At 59.8% G+C, this 14,331-nt stretch carries 13 protein-coding genes; 7 read left to right on the top strand and 6 right to left on the bottom strand.

Annotation, left to right across the window (positions count from 1 at the left end):
* Nucleotides 1–224 precede the first annotated feature (224 nt).
* The 4 genes from RAE04_RS02325 to RAE04_RS02310 form a co-directional block, all read right to left on the bottom strand.
* Complete coding sequence (locus RAE04_RS02325) at nt 225–1,616, bottom strand: hypothetical protein (protein WP_049378742.1); 1,392 nt, start codon at nt 1,614–1,616, stop codon at nt 225–227.
* Nucleotides 1,617–2,118: 502 nt separating this feature from the next.
* On the bottom strand, nt 2,119–2,856 hold the full coding sequence (locus RAE04_RS02320; RefSeq protein ID WP_317026303.1) for a sulfite exporter TauE/SafE family protein: 738 nt from the start codon (nt 2,854–2,856) through the stop codon (nt 2,119–2,121).
* 45 nt (nt 2,857–2,901) lie between these two features.
* Nucleotides 2,902–3,564 carry a TIGR03089 family protein gene (locus RAE04_RS02315; RefSeq protein WP_317026302.1) on the bottom strand — a complete coding sequence of 221 codons (663 nt, stop codon included), beginning with the start codon at nt 3,562–3,564 and terminating at the stop codon, nt 2,902–2,904.
* A 25-nt stretch (nt 3,565–3,589) separates the two neighbouring features.
* Nucleotides 3,590–5,221 (bottom strand): LCP family protein, encoded by a 1,632-nt coding sequence (locus RAE04_RS02310; RefSeq protein WP_317026301.1) that lies wholly within the window; start codon nt 5,219–5,221, stop codon nt 3,590–3,592.
* 124 nt (nt 5,222–5,345) lie between these two features.
* Between RAE04_RS02310 and RAE04_RS02305 the strand changes: the two genes are divergently transcribed.
* The 3 genes from RAE04_RS02305 to RAE04_RS02295 all read left to right on the top strand — a co-directional run bounded on the left by RAE04_RS02305 (nt 5,346) and on the right by RAE04_RS02295 (nt 8,256).
* Nucleotides 5,346–6,245 (top strand): glycosyltransferase family 2 protein, encoded by a 900-nt coding sequence (locus RAE04_RS02305; protein WP_317026300.1) that lies wholly within the window; start codon nt 5,346–5,348, stop codon nt 6,243–6,245.
* Between the two features lie 101 nt (nt 6,246–6,346).
* The gene (locus RAE04_RS02300) at nt 6,347–7,441 is read left to right on the top strand and encodes a sugar phosphate nucleotidyltransferase (RefSeq protein WP_179387501.1); all 1,095 of its coding nucleotides are present in this window, start codon (nt 6,347–6,349) and stop codon (nt 7,439–7,441) included.
* A gap of 566 nt (nt 7,442–8,007) precedes the next feature.
* Nucleotides 8,008–8,256 carry a WhiB family transcriptional regulator gene (locus RAE04_RS02295; RefSeq protein WP_005528147.1) on the top strand — a complete coding sequence of 83 codons (249 nt, stop codon included), beginning with the start codon at nt 8,008–8,010 and terminating at the stop codon, nt 8,254–8,256.
* Between the two features lie 83 nt (nt 8,257–8,339).
* Here RAE04_RS02295 and RAE04_RS02290 read toward each other — a convergent pair whose 3' ends face one another.
* Nucleotides 8,340–8,810: a metallopeptidase family protein gene (locus RAE04_RS02290; RefSeq protein WP_286688332.1), complete on the bottom strand. Its 471-nt coding sequence runs from the start codon at nt 8,808–8,810 to the stop codon at nt 8,340–8,342.
* A 96-nt stretch (nt 8,811–8,906) separates the two neighbouring features.
* On the opposite strand from RAE04_RS02290, the gene RAE04_RS02285 reads away from it, so the two are divergent.
* Together RAE04_RS02285 and RAE04_RS02280 are read left to right on the top strand one after the other, a co-directional pair.
* A complete protein-coding gene (locus RAE04_RS02285; protein ID WP_150850639.1) occupies nt 8,907–9,374 on the top strand; it encodes a DUF3499 domain-containing protein in 468 nt (155 codons plus the stop codon).
* A 54-nt stretch (nt 9,375–9,428) separates the two neighbouring features.
* The gene (locus tag RAE04_RS02280; protein ID WP_005322425.1) at nt 9,429–10,796 is read left to right on the top strand and encodes a phosphomannomutase/phosphoglucomutase; all 1,368 of its coding nucleotides are present in this window, start codon (nt 9,429–9,431) and stop codon (nt 10,794–10,796) included.
* Here the strand turns inward: RAE04_RS02280 and RAE04_RS02275 are convergent.
* A complete protein-coding gene (locus RAE04_RS02275; protein WP_317026299.1) occupies nt 10,793–12,148 on the bottom strand; it encodes an FAD-dependent oxidoreductase in 1,356 nt (451 codons plus the stop codon). The two genes, RAE04_RS02280 and RAE04_RS02275, sit on opposite strands and share 4 nt — an antisense overlap.
* Before the next feature lie 254 nt (nt 12,149–12,402).
* Here RAE04_RS02275 and RAE04_RS02270 point away from each other — a divergent pair, with 254 nt between their 5' ends.
* A complete protein-coding gene (locus RAE04_RS02270) occupies nt 12,403–14,079 on the top strand; it encodes a nitrite/sulfite reductase (RefSeq protein ID WP_317026298.1) in 1,677 nt (558 codons plus the stop codon).
* On the top strand, nt 14,076–14,327 hold the full coding sequence (locus tag RAE04_RS02265) for a hypothetical protein (RefSeq protein ID WP_005322420.1): 252 nt from the start codon (nt 14,076–14,078) through the stop codon (nt 14,325–14,327). The genes RAE04_RS02270 and RAE04_RS02265 overlap by 4 nt, the downstream gene beginning before the upstream one ends.
* The last annotated feature ends 4 nt before the right edge of the window (nt 14,328–14,331 follow it).

Raw genomic sequence — 14,331 nt, 5'->3', positions numbered from 1 at the left:
GTGCTTAGGAAAGAACGGATCAGGGTCTGCCCATAACCTACAGCTGCAGAGCCTGGCTGCGACCGTAGGGGGCGAAAACTAAGCCAGATAGCGCCGCAGACAATATGTGTTGCCATGTAAAAGGAAATGAACAAGGAGAAGGCCGCCACACCATCAGTGGTGCAGCGGCCTTCTGGGAGTGACTGGCTAGGAAACTATTTCCCTAGGGCAGAAGTAGGGTGTTCTTAGAACAGGCCCTCAGCCTTCTTGCCGGTGTCCTTCAGGGTGTGCTCGCGGGAGTCAACGTTCTGGTCGTTGTGCTTGGAGTCATCACCCTTGATGCGGGAAGTCTGGGTTACCTCGATGTTGTTGATGAGGCGGCCTTCCTTGGTCTTGCCATCGCCGAAGTCCAGGTTGGCGATGCGGGCCTCTTCGCCAGCGTTAATCGGGTTAGCCAGGGTTACCTCGAAGGAGCGGGTGGAGGTCTTCTCGTTGAAGCCCAGGTCACGGATGTGAGCGCCGTTGGAGGAACGCGGGGTGATGAGGCGGTCAACGCCCTTCGGTCCCTTAGCGGTCTTCACGTCCACGCGGAACTGGGTAGCTGGGAACTCGCCGTAGTAACGCTCGGAGCCAACGTTCTTAGCGCGCAGAGCAACGGTGCCTGCGAAGCCAGCGTGCTTAGCGCCGGAAACGGTCAGGTAAGGTTCGAGGTCGAGCTTGTGCTTGGAGTCCTTCTTGTCCTCCTTGGCGTCAACCTCTTCCTGCTTCTTCTTGTCAGCAGCCTCTTCGTTCTTGCCCTCTGCTTCAGAGACCTTCTCGGTTGCTTCCTTGGCGTTGCCCTCGGACTCCTTGACTACCTCTGCGTCAGCCTCGAGGTTCTTGTCCTCTTCAACGACCTTCGGGTCATTGACGTCGGTGGTGTTCTGCGCGTCCTTGTTGGGAGCGTAGGAGTCAGACAGCTTGTCGTACAGCTTGACGCGAACCTCGTTCTTTACCGGCTGCATTGCGTTCCAAGCAGTCGGGGTGGACCAGGTGCCGTTTGGCTTGCAGTACTGCTGGGTACCAGTCATGTTCAGCACGCGGAAGCCGTAGGTAGCTTCACCGGTGTGGTTTGGCGGAACGTCGTAAGGTCCGATGGACTGGCCAGCATCCCAAGACAGGGAGTAGGAAGCGCTAGCACCAATCTTGGTAGCGATCTCGTGAGAGATGCCGAAGGAGCCTTCAGCGCCCTTTTTGGAGCCCTTGCCGCCCAGGTTCATGGACGTGGTCTCGGTGCGGTCACCGTTGACGGAAAGGGAGATGGACTGAGACTTGGACAGATCCTGCTGCAGCGGGATGTCCTTCTTGGTCTGGTTGGTGGTGGAGATGGTGCCGGCCGGCAGGAAGCGGTCGGAGACCTTGTAGACCACGGTGCGGTGGTCCTCCCACGGGTTACATACCGGGCGAGGGTTCAGGATGTTCGCCTTCATGTGGTCGGAACCGTGGGTGGTGTGGATGATTGGCAGGTCCGGGTTCAGGGCCGGGGTCTCCGGGTAGGACTCGGTCTGGGTAGCTGCGCCAGCCAGCGGTGCCGCGAATGCGGTGCCGGCGACGATGAGGCCGGCGGTCAGGCCGGTCATGCGACGACGAATCGACATATAGAACTTCTCCTAGGCAGGTAGAAAATGAATGAACTTATGAATGAAATCCAGCAACTCTCAATGTTGCGCTGAGAAAACGCTAAAACAGGCTCAGAATTAATTCATCTCTTAGATGTCTATATATTTTTCACGCCGGCGGGTGGGTATTTTTTATATAGACCAAGCTGTTTATTGGTGTTTGTTCCCGCTAAGCGGCTGATAGTGCGTGAAAAAATATTGATGGATGATTGTCTATACAATAGAGAATCGACACGAGGAGAGTGGGCCCCTATCTGGGGGTGTTTGGGTGGACTCTGGAGGGGTTTAGGAGCCTGACGAAAAGTTGTAGACACGTCACAATATGTGTCGTACGCTGCATTTAAGCGGTTAGGGAAGGGTTATAAAATGCTTTGTCATGAATGTTACATGACATAAGTTATAGGCGTTTACATGGCAGAGGTTGGCACGTTTCGCAACTAGAACCTGCCGGGACTTTCCGCTGAGGGGGTAGGGCCCGGAGCTAGAATAGGGCCGATTCGACAATCAGCATGAGGGCCGCAGCGATGGCCACGGTGATGACGATACGGTTGAGAAGGTGCCTATCTATAAATCGGTTGAGGTAGTTGGCGGCAATGAGCCCAATGACGACTAAGGGGAAATAGGCCGCCGCGGTGGTGACCTGGGTGCCGCTGATCTGCCCATTAAACGCGAGAATTATAAGAGAAATTAAGGTTCCGAGGACAAAGGTGCCCGCTAAGGTGCCGCGTGTGCGGTTGGGGTCAAAGCGCTTCATGATCAGCGCCATGGGCGGGCCGCCGATCGAGGTCGAGGTGCCCAGGATGCCGGAGGCTACGCCAGCGATGAGCGTATTGGCGGTGGTGGGGCGAGGGCTCCATCCCAAGCTGGATAGCGTCATAGCAAGGAGTACGGCACAACCGATAAAGATGGACAGCCCATCAGGAGAGAGGCTGGCAATTGCCCAAGCGCCCACTAGGGAACCGGGAATGCGGGCGAGGGAGGAAATGCCCACAACGCGCCAGGACGTCTCGCGGTAGGTGCGCGCGAGCGTATAACTGGAAATGCACAGCGCGAGCAGCAGAATGAGCGTGGGCACGAGCTCAGGACGAATGAGCGCGATTATGGGCGTGGCAATGGTGCCTAAGCCAAAACCGATGGTGCCTTGAGTAATGGTGCCAGCGAGGATGAGGACGCCGATGAAGATAGAGGACCATGCGTCTACAGAGATTCCCAGAAACATAACGAGGGCTAAGTGTATCTGGGCCCAGTCTGCATTCTGAAACTATTAGAGGCGGGCGGTGGCCTTTTCATTGGCGGCGATTTCCTCCAAGCGTTCGGTCGGGCACATGCCGGCAACGATGACCGCGGAACCGCCAGCGGCTAGGGGCTCGAGCACAGCGCGGGAGAAAGACTCATTATTGGACCAGCCGGTAGAAAGCAGGCGCTCGGCAGATGCGGGGGCATCGATAAGCCGGGGCAGTGGTTGGGTTTCGCCGAAGTACTGATCACCGTAGAAGCGCACGGTGGGTCCAAAATCGATGGCGCCGGTGGGCAGCTCCCCGCCGGACTCGACGATGCCGCGGCCAAAGGGGTCCTCGCTAATGAGCACGATGTCGGCCTGGGGCTGGCGGTCGTGGGCGGCCGCGTAGCGGGAGGGGGAGGTAAAGACGACGTCGGCGAGCGGGGCAGATTCGCCAAAGGTATAGGAAGGGCCGGAGGCGAGCGCGCCCAAGGCTACAACGGCCGCCTGCCACGAGGAAGGAAGATCGATAGCGATGGTGGAATCCGGCTCCAAATCGAGCTCTTCTTCCAACATATTGGCAATCTTGGCCACCCAATTGTCGAGGGTTTGCGCGGAAAAATCCATGCGTGCGCCGGTCGCCTCGTTGTATACGGTAAGCCGCGGGGAGGCGGCGTCGGCACGCAAAAGATGGGCGAGTAGTTCCATACCCGCCCATCGTAGGGGAGAAGTGCTAGTTCACGCAGCGCGGGCCGTCGCCACCAGCGTCAATCTCCGGGGAGACCTTAGCGGTACCGAAGTCATCGCCCGGGGTGCCTACCGGCTGGCTGGACTTATCCGCCTCCGGCTCCTGGTCGCTAGCTTCCTTATCGGAAGGTCCCTGGTAATCATCGGTAGCAACCACGATGAGGGTGTTATCGTCGAGTTGCGGATTCTCTGCCACCGGCAACCCACCCAGCTTCTTGGCCAGGGCCTTAGCATCCTCGCTTGTCGGATCGGCGGCGACGACCTGTGACTCGCTGTAGATGCCCGGCTGCGCGTTCGCGGAGCGCTCCACCGTGTAGCCCTTGCCTTCCAGCCAAGAGCCGATGCCTGATGCCAAGCCATCAATATTGCCGGCGTTGAGGACGTGAATATTGATATTCGGATCGACGTCCTTGTCCTTGTTTGCCTTTTCTTGCTTGTCCTTATCTTCGGCCTTGGACTCATCGGTGGCTTCATCGTGGGTCTTGGCCAGGTCATCCATGAAGCGGTGGACCTCGGCGGCATCGATGGTGACGATGGATTCGCCATAATCGCCCTGGCCGTCGATGGAGGTTACCGGGATAGTGGTGAAGGTGACATTGCCGCCGGCAAGGCCGGCCAGCTGGGTGACAAAGCCCATGATGTCCCAGCCATCATCAATGACCACGGAGCGCTCTACCGCCTTGGCAATCTTGGACAGTTTGGAAGGATTGGCCAGGGTGTCATTGTCTAGGATCTTATTGACTAGGGAAGCCATGAAGGCCTGCTGGCGCACGATGCGGTCGAGGTCACCGCGCGGGAGGTTATAGCGCTGGCGCACGAAAGCTAGGGCCTTGGCGCCGTCGAGGGTCTGCTTGCCCTTGCTGAACTTAGCGCCAGACATGTCATCATCAACATCATCGTTGAGGCAGACATCCACGCCATCGACGGCGTCAGTCAGCAGGGTAAAGCCCAACAGGCCCACCTCCGCGTAATGATCGATGGACACACCAGTCAAGGTGCGCACCATGGCCAGCAATCCTTCGCGGCCGGCTTCGACGCCCTGCTTTTCGATGTCCTTATCCGAGTGCGGCTTCTTTTTACCCTTAGCCTCCGCCTCGGCATTTTCCTGCTCGAGCTCTTCCACCTTGGCGTTCTTATGGGAGGCGAAGACAGCATTCATCTTCATATTGCCGTAGTCCGGATCCTTGACATAGGTATCGCGCGGAATGGATACGGCGGTAGCGCGGGAACCGTCCTCCGGAACGCGGATGAGCATCATGGTGTCGGTATTTTCCTCACCATCGGCCACGCCGGCGTGCAGGTCCGCCAATTCCTTTTCAGAGAGGGGATCGCCTTTGGCGTCGGTACGCGAATCCTTGCCCACCAGCAAGATATCCACTGCGCCATCGAGCGAGTTACCCGACAAGCCCTGGCCGTCCAGGGACAAGTCCGTGGCCGAAGACATGCCATTATCCAGCCGGCCCACGGTGGCATAACCCACGCCAGATACCACCAGGATCAAGGCAGACAGGAGTGCCACGATCGCCTTGATGGCCGTGGAACCTTTTTGCTTTACCGCACTAGCGGCAGAGGGCGCCGGCTGGATGGTGCGCGCCCGGCGAGTGTTCTTAGAAGTCACAAGTGGAGGCTTTCTAGATTGGTGGGGATCTGGAGACAGTTTAAGGCAGAGCGGGCAAAAATTAGTGATCCGTGTCCGATTTCGCGTGTTCGGGTAGTGTCCCTGCCCCGTGCGAGGAGCGCCAGTGACTAAGCTCGGGGCCATTGTGACTACACCAAATCAATCCCTGCTGGCCGTGATCACCGTGACCTATAGTCCCGGTGAATACCTCGGTAGTTTTTTGGACTCCCTGCCGGGCGCCTGCGCTCGCGGCACCAAGGTCGTGCTTGCGGATAATGGCTCCACCGACGGCGTGCCCGAGGCCGCTGCCCGCGAGCGCGCTGAGGTGGACTTTCTCGATACCGGCGGAAATATCGGCTACGGCGCTGGCATGAATGCGGGTGCCCGCTTCGCCCGCGAGCGCGGTGGTGTGGATGAGGAATTTTTCCTTATCTCTAATCCCGATGTCACCTTTACCCCGGGATCTATTGACCGGCTCATCGAGTGCGCTCGCCAGTGGCCGGATGCTGCGGCCGTGGGCCCGCGCATCGTCGAACCGGATGGCAGCAATTATCCCTCGGCCCGCGCCGTGCCCACCGTGGCTACCGGCATTGGGCACGCACTCTTTTCTTCGATCTGGCCGGCCAATCCATGGTCGCGCGCCTACCGCAATGAATCTGATATGACCACGCAGCGCCCAGCCGGATGGTTGTCCGGTTCCTGCCTTCTTGTGCGCTGGGAGGCCTTCGACGCCATCGGCGGGTTTGATGAGCGCTATTTCATGTACCTCGAAGACGTGGATCTAGGAGATCGCTTCACGCGCGCCGGCTACCAGAACATCTTCTGCCCGGAGGCCGTCATCAGCCACGCTAAGGGGCATTCCACCCAAGCGCACGCTGGAGCGATGCTGCGCGCCCACCACAACTCCGCCTATCGCTTTCAGGCAGACCGCCACCCTGCATGGTGGCAGGCCCCACTGCGCGGCGCGTTGTGGCTGGGGCTGCGAGTCCGCGGGCTTATTGCCTCGGCCTCGGCACGTTCTTAAGGATCGGTGCGCGTGCCGTTGACCTGGATTGCGCGCCATACGCTCTACACTGTCCCTCAGAAAATCACAGAATAAAATTGTCCGCATACATAAGGAAGACTATGACTGAAGCAGCCACCACCCACGGTGCCAGCACGGATGCAGTGATTCTCGTCGGCGGTCGCGGCACCCGCCTGCGCCCACTAACCATCGGTACGCCGAAGCCGATGCTGCCGACGGCAAACTACCCGTTCCTGCAGCACCTGCTCGCCCGCATCAAGGCCGCCGGCATTGAGCACGTCGTCATGTCTACCTCCTATAAGGCCGAGGTCTTTGAGGAGTACTTCGGTGATGGCTCCGATCTGGGCTTGGAGATCGAGTACGTGGTGGAAGAGACCGCGCTCGGCACCGGCGGCGGCATCCGCAACGTCTACGACAAGCTGCGCAATGACACGGTCATGGTCTTCAATGGCGACGTGCTCTCCGGCATGGATCTGGAAGGGATCCTCACCACGCACCATGACAAGGACGCCGATGTCACCATGCACCTGCTCAACGTGGCTGACCCCCGTGCGTTTGGTTGCGTGCCGACCGACTCCAACGGCCGAGTCACCGCGTTCCTAGAAAAGACCGAGGATCCGCCAACCAATCAGATCAACGCCGGTTGCTATGTATTCAAGCGTTCCGTCATCGAGTCCATTCCGGCCAACCGCGTTGTGTCCGTGGAACGCGAAACCTTCCCAGGGCTCTTGGCTGAAGGCCGCTTGGTTGTCGGCCACGTAGACAACTCCTACTGGCGCGACATGGGTCGCCCGGATGACTTCACCCGCGGTTCCTCCGACCTGGTGCGCGGCATCGCGCCGTCCCCGCTGATTGAGGGTAAGACCGGCGAGTCTCTTGTGGATCCCTCCGCCGGTATCGCCGGTGGGGTGCTGCTGCTGTCCGGTACCGCCGTGGGCCGTGGCTCCGAGGTGGGCGCGGGTTCCCGCCTAGAGGGCACCGTTGTTTTCGACGGCGTGCGCATCGAACCAGGCGCCATCATCCACAACTCGATCATTGCCTCCGGCGCCCACATTGGTGCCAACGCGGTCATTGAGAACTGTGTCATTGGTGAAGGCGCCCACATCGGCGCACGCTGCGAGCTTCTCGACGGCATGCGTGTTTTCCCCGGCGTTTCCATCCCTGATGCCGGCGTGCGTTTTAGCTCCGATGCTTAACGCTTGTGCAGCGGTCTGGGCACTGCACTAGGTCCAGCTGACATAGGCCGAACTGAGGACAATGGAGCCTCGGTTCGGCCTCTCTTTTTATGGGGCCACCGAGCCCGCCTGTCCGCACCAGCCGACATGGTGCGAACTCTGCACAGATCTGAAGTACATGGATCCCTTCTTTGTGGGGTTGTGCGCGCGACACGCCGGGATTTCCTGAAAATTGTTGACAGAAAAACAGGGCACCACTACATGTAGTACCCCCTACCTACACCCCCACGGGGGATCAGTTGTTACAGATGTGACGGATGGGGATCGTGTGCTGCGTTTTTGCCGGAAAGCGCGAAGAAGCCGCCAATTCGGGTTGACGATATTTAGTGATCCGGTGTGAAATTACATCAGTGAAAGAAACAGCGGCCGGCGCCGTTACTTCCACACCATCCCGGCGGGGCTACCCAAGGAGAATGTGGTGTACAGTCGGTCGCACTGATGAGAATTACCCAACCTCGGAGAAAGGAAAAGGCGTGGACAAAATGGCTAATAACAACGCCATTCTCCGTGGCGGTGCTGCTGCAGAGATGTCGCTCGATGAACTCTTCGGTGCCGTCGAGCAGGAGTGGCAGGACCAGGCGCTGTGCGCGCAGACCGACCCTGAAGCATTCTTCCCTGAAAAGGGAGGCTCTACCCGTGAGGCCAAGCGTATCTGCCAGGCCTGCGCGGTGCGCGATGAATGCTTGGAGTACGCGCTGGAGCACGATGAGCGCTTCGGTATTTGGGGCGGGTTATCGGACCGTGAGCGCCGCCGCCTCAAACGTGAGATTGGATAATTAAGGTGTCCAGTAAGGCCCCTGGTTAGCACGCAATGTGCGGCCAGGGGCTTTTCTGCTGCGCCGCGAAACTTACCGAGGGGTTACCAGCTATAGCGCGGGTCCACTTCTTCGGGATCCAAGTTGAGGTAGTTGGCCACCAGCGCGGTAATAACGGTGCCTAGGAGCTCGGAGCGCTCGGGTGGGGTGGAGGCACGTTGCTCGATGGGCATGCGGAAGATGACCAAGCGTGCGCGGGTGGGCTGGCCCTCGGAATCTACGCCGGCGGGAACCACGCGGCCGAGGGGAACTGGGCCATCGGCGATAATCTCATCCGGTAGCACGGTCATATCGGGCGAAAGTCGCATGCGCGGGATGGTGTCTACAGCCAAGTCGAGGCCCCGCAATTGTGGCGCGAAGGCGTTTTGGATGGGGGCATAGGCCTCCAATACGGCCATGTCGAAGTGCTCGCGCGCGCTGCGGTAGCGCGGGGTCTGCTGGGGGAGGAGAGGTCCGCGCATGCCGTGGCCGTGGCGGTCGCGGGCGGGGCGGATATGTGGGCGAGCGGCGGTCATGACCTTGATTCTAAGGTGCTGGCGGGCTGGATTTAGCGGAGCCACGCCGGGGCGAAGACTATCTAAATCTCAACTAAGGGTTTAGACTTATGCGCTGTGACTATTTCTCGCCATTGCTCCCGCCCAGGCTGCGGCCGCCCCGCCGTGGCGACATTGACCTACGCTTACGCGGACCAGACGGCCGTCGTTGGGCCGTTGGCAGAAGAGGAAAACCCACACAGCTGGGATCTGTGCGCCACCCACCGTGACCGCATCTCCGCCCCAGTGGGTTGGGAGCTGGTGCGTGTGGACCGCATCGAGCTGGATGAGGAAGATGACCTGATGGCCCTGGCAGAGGCAGTCAAGGAAGACGGTCGCGTGACCACCGGGTTGGTCGATGACCGCAGCGCCGGCTCCGGTGCAGACCCTATCGACTATTCCGCGACCTTTGATGGAGCGGACCCTGCCAATTCGAATCACCCGGTCTTTCGCACCCGCCGCGTGGCTTATGCCAAAAAGGCGCGCCGCGCGCACCTTTCGGTCGTGCCCGATGAAACGACGCCCGCGGAACCGGAACAGGACTGACACGAACCCCGTGGTGCGGTAGTTTCCCAGCGGGCGGGAGTACTATTGCAGGTTATGCGAACTCGTGAGCATCTTGATGCAGTAATTAAGGCCTATGACGTCCGTGGCGTGGTGGGCGAAGATATCGATGAGAACTTCGTGCGCGATACGGGCGCCGCGTTCGCCGCCATCCTGCGGGAAGAAGGCGAAAATACCGTAGCAGTCGGCCACGATATGCGCCCGTCCTCGCCGTCTCTGGCGCGCGCTTTTGCTGAGGGTGTGACCTCGCAGGGCCTCAACGTGACCCTGCTGGGGCTAACCTCTACCGACGAGCTCTACTACGCCGCCGGTTCCCTGGAGTGTGCGGGTGCTATGTTTACCGCCTCTCATAACCCGGCCAAGTACAACGGCATTAAGCTCTGCCGCGCCGGCGCGGTACCGGTGGGCCAGGAGACCGGCTTGGAGCAGATTAAGCAGATGCTTATCGACGGCACCCCGGAGTTCACCGGCACCGAGGGCGCAATTGCCGAGCAGGAGATTCTGGCCGGTTACGCCGACTTCCTGCGCAAGCTGGTACCGCTGGAGGATTCCAAGCCGCTCGTCGTAGCTGTCGATGCCGCCAACGGTATGGGTGGCCACACCGTGCCGGCCGTCTTTAATGGCTTGCCTTTCGACGTCCGCGATTTGTACTTCGAGCTCGATGGCACTTTCCCGAACCACGAGGCGAACCCGTTGGATCCAAAGAACCTCGTAGACCTGCAGAAGTTCACCGTGGATCAGAAGGCCGATATTGGCTTGGCCTTCGACGGTGATGCGGACCGCTGCTTCGTGGTGGATGAAAAGGGCCAGCCGGTTTCTCCGTCTGCCATCTGTGCACTGGTGGCGGAGCGCTACCTAGAGAAGTTCCCCGGCGCTACCATTATCCACAACCTGATTACCTCCAAGACCGTGCCGGAGCTCATTAAGGAAAAGGGCGGCACCCCGGTGCGCACCCGCGTGGGCCACTCCTTCATCAAGGCGCAGATGGCCGAGCACCAGGCCGCCTTCGGTGGCGAGCACTCCGCGCACTACTACTTCCAGGAGTTCTGGAACGCCGATTCCGGCATGCTTGCTGCGATGCACGTGCTGGCCGCTCTGGGCCAGTCCGATAAGCCGCTGAGCGAGCTCATGGCGGAATACTCCCGCTATGAGGCCTCCGGCGAGATCAACTCCACCGTGGAGGACCAGAAGGCCGCTACCCAGGCGGTGCTGGATGAGCTGGCGGATAAGATTGAGTCCGTCGATGAGCTCGATGGAGTGACCGTCGAGCTCAAGGGAACCGAGGCATGGTTCAACGTGCGCGCGTCCAATACAGAGCCGCTGCTGCGCCTCAATGTAGAGGCAAAGACCGCCGACGAGGTGCAGTCCATCGTCGACGAGGTCCTAGCCATCATTCGCCGCTAAACTTCGGCGCGCGAGTGGGAGACCATGTCCTCCCACTCCACAAACTTCTTACGCTCGCGGCCCTCGCGCTCGCCTAGGGCGCGCTCGGCCGCGTCCAAGCGCTGCCAATCCTGCCACGTCAGATATTCGATACCGCGCTCGGCAAAGACCTCGGTGATATCCGTGGCGCTGGAGGGGGAGGGGAGGGCGCCAGAGGCGGCGTCGGCAAGCAGCATGCCAATCGTTTCCGTGGCATCGGACTTGGTATTGCCAATCAAACCCACCGGGCCACGCTTAATCCACCCGGTGGTGTAGAGGCCAGGCACTACCGCGCCGGACTCATCAATGACATGGCCACCGTCATTATTGATGACGTTCTTCTCTTGGTTAAAGGGCACGCCATCGACCGCATCGGAGCGGTAGCCGGTGGCGAAGTAGACCGCCTGCACCGGCCATTCGGTGAATTTGCCGGTGCCGTGCACGCTGCCATCGCCGTTGAGCGCGGTGCGCTCGGTCTTGATGCCGCTGACCTTGCCGTCCTCGCCCAAGATCTCTACCGGCTGCTCAAAGAGGTGGATCTGCAGGGTGTGTGGCGCCTCCTTGGGATCGCGGATGGCATACTGCTCGAGCACCTGGCACACCAAGTCGGTGGACTTGCTTTCCTGACGCGCGGCCAGCGAAGCCTCGTCATAGTCAATGTCTTCCGGCGAGACTACAACATTGATGGACTCGGAATGGTCCAGCTCCTTGAGTTCCTGTGGGGTGAATTTGGCCTGCGCCGGGCCGCGGCGGCCGAAGACGCGCACGGTCTCAGCCTGGTTCTTGGCCAGGGACTCGTAGACATTATCGGGAATCTCGGTGACCTTGAGCTCATCGCCGGTCTTGGCCAAGATGCGGGAGACGTCCAGGCCCACATTGCCCACGCCAATGACTGCCACCTCCTTGGCGGAGAGATCCCAGTCGCGCTCAAAGCGCGGGTTGCCATCGTAGAAGCCCACGAACTCGCCGGCGCCATGCACACCATCCAAGTCCGCGCCAGGGATATCGCGGTGACGGTCGCCCACGGCGCCGGTGGCAAAGACCACGGCATCGTAGTGTTGCTGTAGCTCGTCGACGGTGATGTCACGGCCGATGTGCACGTTGGTCAACAGGCGAATCTGCTCGGTGTCGAGCACGCGGTGCAGGGACTTGATAATGCCCTTAATACGCGGATGGTCCGGCGCTACGCCGTAGCGGATGAGACCGAAGGGCGCGGGCATCTGCTCGATGAGGTCAATCTGTACCTCGCCGCCGGTCTTTTTCACCAGGATATCGGAGGCGTAAATGCCGGCCGGGCCTGCGCCGATGACGGCTACTTTCAAGGGCTGATTCATACTGCGTGAATGCCTTTCTCTTAATCGCGGGGGTCTAGACCGCTAGGTCCATTTTTTATGGTTTATCTTTCTGGCAATTGAACCGTTTAGTCTAGGTTGCGGCAAGGAGTTGAATTAGATTCTAAAAATGTTCTCCTTTTTGGCCAGTTCAGGGCGCTTTTTTGCTTGAAAATAAAAAAGACCGCTTTGTCTACTCAATTTAGACGGGTAGGTTGTCTTTCAATACTTTGGAAAGGCAGGTTGAGATCTACACCATGACCACCGCGACTAGGACCAAGCGCACGCCCCGCGCCAAAAAGCCCGAAGGCCAATGGAAGATTGACGGCACCGAGCCCCTCAATAACGATGAGGTAATTAAGCAGGAAGACGGTGGGCTTTCTGCCAAGCAGCGCGTCATCGATATCTATTCCAAGCAGGGATTTTCCTCTATCCCAGCTGATGACCTAGCCCCTCGCTTCAAGTGGTTGGGCCTTTATACTCAGCGCAACCAGAACTTGGGCGGCGAGATGACCTCCAAGCTGTCTAACGCGGAACTGCAAGACGAGTACTTCATGATGCGCGTGCGCTTCGACGGCGGCCGTGCCGATCCTGCCAAGCTGCGCGCCGTCGGTGAGATCTCGCGCGATTATGCCCGCTCCACGGCGGACTTTACCGACCGCCAGAATATCCAGCTGCACTGGATTCAAATCGAGGATGTGCCCACCATTTGGGACAAGCTCGAGTCGGTAGGTTTGAGCACGCTCATGGGCTGCGGCGACGTGCCGCGCGTCATTTTGGGCTCTCCGGTTGCCGGCGTGGCCGAGGACGAAATTATCGATGCCACCCCAGCCATCGAAGAAATCAAGAATAACTACCTGCCGCGCGAGGAATTCCATAACTTGCCGCGCAAATTCAAGACCGCTATCTCCGGCAACTCCCGCCAGGATGTCACGCACGAGATTCAAGACGTTGCCTTCGTGGGCGTGAACCACCCAGAGTACGGTCCGGGATTCGATTGCTTCGTTGGCGGCGGCCTGTCCACCAACCCGATGCTCTCGCAGTCTCTCGGCGCCTGGGTTCCCCTAGATCGCGTGCCAGAGGTCTGGGCCGGTGTGGTCGGCATCTTCCGTGACTACGGTTTCCGCCGCAATCGCAACCGAGCACGCCTGAAGTTTCTCGTCGCCAAGTGGGGCATCGAAAAGTTCCGCCAGGTTCTGGAAGAAGAATACCTGAATGAGCCGCTATTGGATGGCATCCCGCTCGAGGTCGAGCCTGGCTCCCGCGATCACCTTGGCGTGCGCCGCCAGAAAGACGGCAAGTTCTACGTCGGCGTAAAACCCACAGTGGGCCACGCCACCGGCGAGCAGCTCATCGCCATTGCGGACGTGGCCGAAAAGTTCGGCATCAGCCGCATCCGCACCACCCCGATGAAGGAATTGCTCTTCCTCGATGTGGAGGAAGAAGACATTCCGGCGCTCTCCCGCGCACTCGATGAAACCGGCCTGTACTCCCAGCCATCGGAGTTCCGCCGCGGCGTCATTTCCTGCACCGGCCTGGAATTTTGCAAGCTCGCGCACGTGACCACGAAGGCCCGCGCCATCGAGTTGGTCGACATCCTGGAAGACACCTTGGGTGATTTGGACGTGCCGATTTCCATCGCGCTCAACGGTTGCCCCAACGCCTGTGCGCGTTCGCAGGTATCGGACATCGGCCTGAAGGGCCAGATTGTTACCGATTCCGAGGGCAACCGTGTCGAGGGCTTCCAGGTCCACCTGGGCGGCGCCCTTGGCCTGTCCCCGGACTGGGGCCGCAAGCTGCGCGGCCACAAGGTCGTCGCCGATGAAGTGCCCGAGTACGTCATTCGCTTGGTCAATAAATACAAAGAACAGCGCGAGGAAGGCGAGCAATTCCGCCACTGGGTTTTGCGTGCCAAGGAGGAGGACCTGCAGTGAATTTTCGCCGCCAGCCCAACCCCAACCGCAACCATCCCAGCTTCTGCCCTTATTGTGCCGGTACCGACCTCTTCCCGGATGAGGAAGATGACTTTGCCTGGAAGTGCCAGGAATGCCTGCGGATTTTCTCCGTGCGCTTTCACGGCCAAGACGATGCCCCGGTAGCCCCCGCACCGGCTGTGTCATCCAATGAGGCCCTAAAGCGCTCGCTTGCCCGCCGCGGACACTCCACGGCACCGCAGGCATAAGGAT

The sequence above is a fragment of the Corynebacterium sp. CTNIH16 genome (assembly GCF_032821655.1).
Lineage (GTDB): Bacteria > Actinomycetota > Actinomycetes > Mycobacteriales > Mycobacteriaceae > Corynebacterium > Corynebacterium marquesiae.
This window is presented reverse-complemented; position numbering and strand designations above follow the sequence as displayed.

What these genes read in the sequence shown, in the direction of transcription:
- RAE04_RS02325 (WP_049378742.1), bottom strand. Translation starts at nt 1,616, where the DNA reads ATGTCGATTCGTCGTCGCATGACCGGCCTGACCGCCGGCCTCATCGTC.
- RAE04_RS02320 (WP_317026303.1), bottom strand. Translation starts at nt 2,856, where the DNA reads ATGTTTCTGGGAATCTCTGTAGACGCATGGTCCTCTATCTTCATCGGC.
- RAE04_RS02315 (WP_317026302.1), bottom strand. Translation starts at nt 3,564, where the DNA reads ATGGAACTACTCGCCCATCTTTTGCGTGCCGACGCCGCCTCCCCGCGG.
- RAE04_RS02300 (WP_179387501.1), top strand. Translation starts at nt 6,347, where the DNA reads ATGACTGAAGCAGCCACCACCCACGGTGCCAGCACGGATGCAGTGATT.
- RAE04_RS02295 (WP_005528147.1), top strand. Translation starts at nt 8,008, where the DNA reads ATGTCGCTCGATGAACTCTTCGGTGCCGTCGAGCAGGAGTGGCAGGAC.
- RAE04_RS02290 (WP_286688332.1), bottom strand. Translation starts at nt 8,810, where the DNA reads ATGACCGCCGCTCGCCCACATATCCGCCCCGCCCGCGACCGCCACGGC.
- RAE04_RS02280 (WP_005322425.1), top strand. Translation starts at nt 9,429, where the DNA reads ATGCGAACTCGTGAGCATCTTGATGCAGTAATTAAGGCCTATGACGTC.
- RAE04_RS02275 (WP_317026299.1), bottom strand. Translation starts at nt 12,148, where the DNA reads ATGAATCAGCCCTTGAAAGTAGCCGTCATCGGCGCAGGCCCGGCCGGC.
- RAE04_RS02270 (WP_317026298.1), top strand. Translation starts at nt 12,403, where the DNA reads ATGACCACCGCGACTAGGACCAAGCGCACGCCCCGCGCCAAAAAGCCC.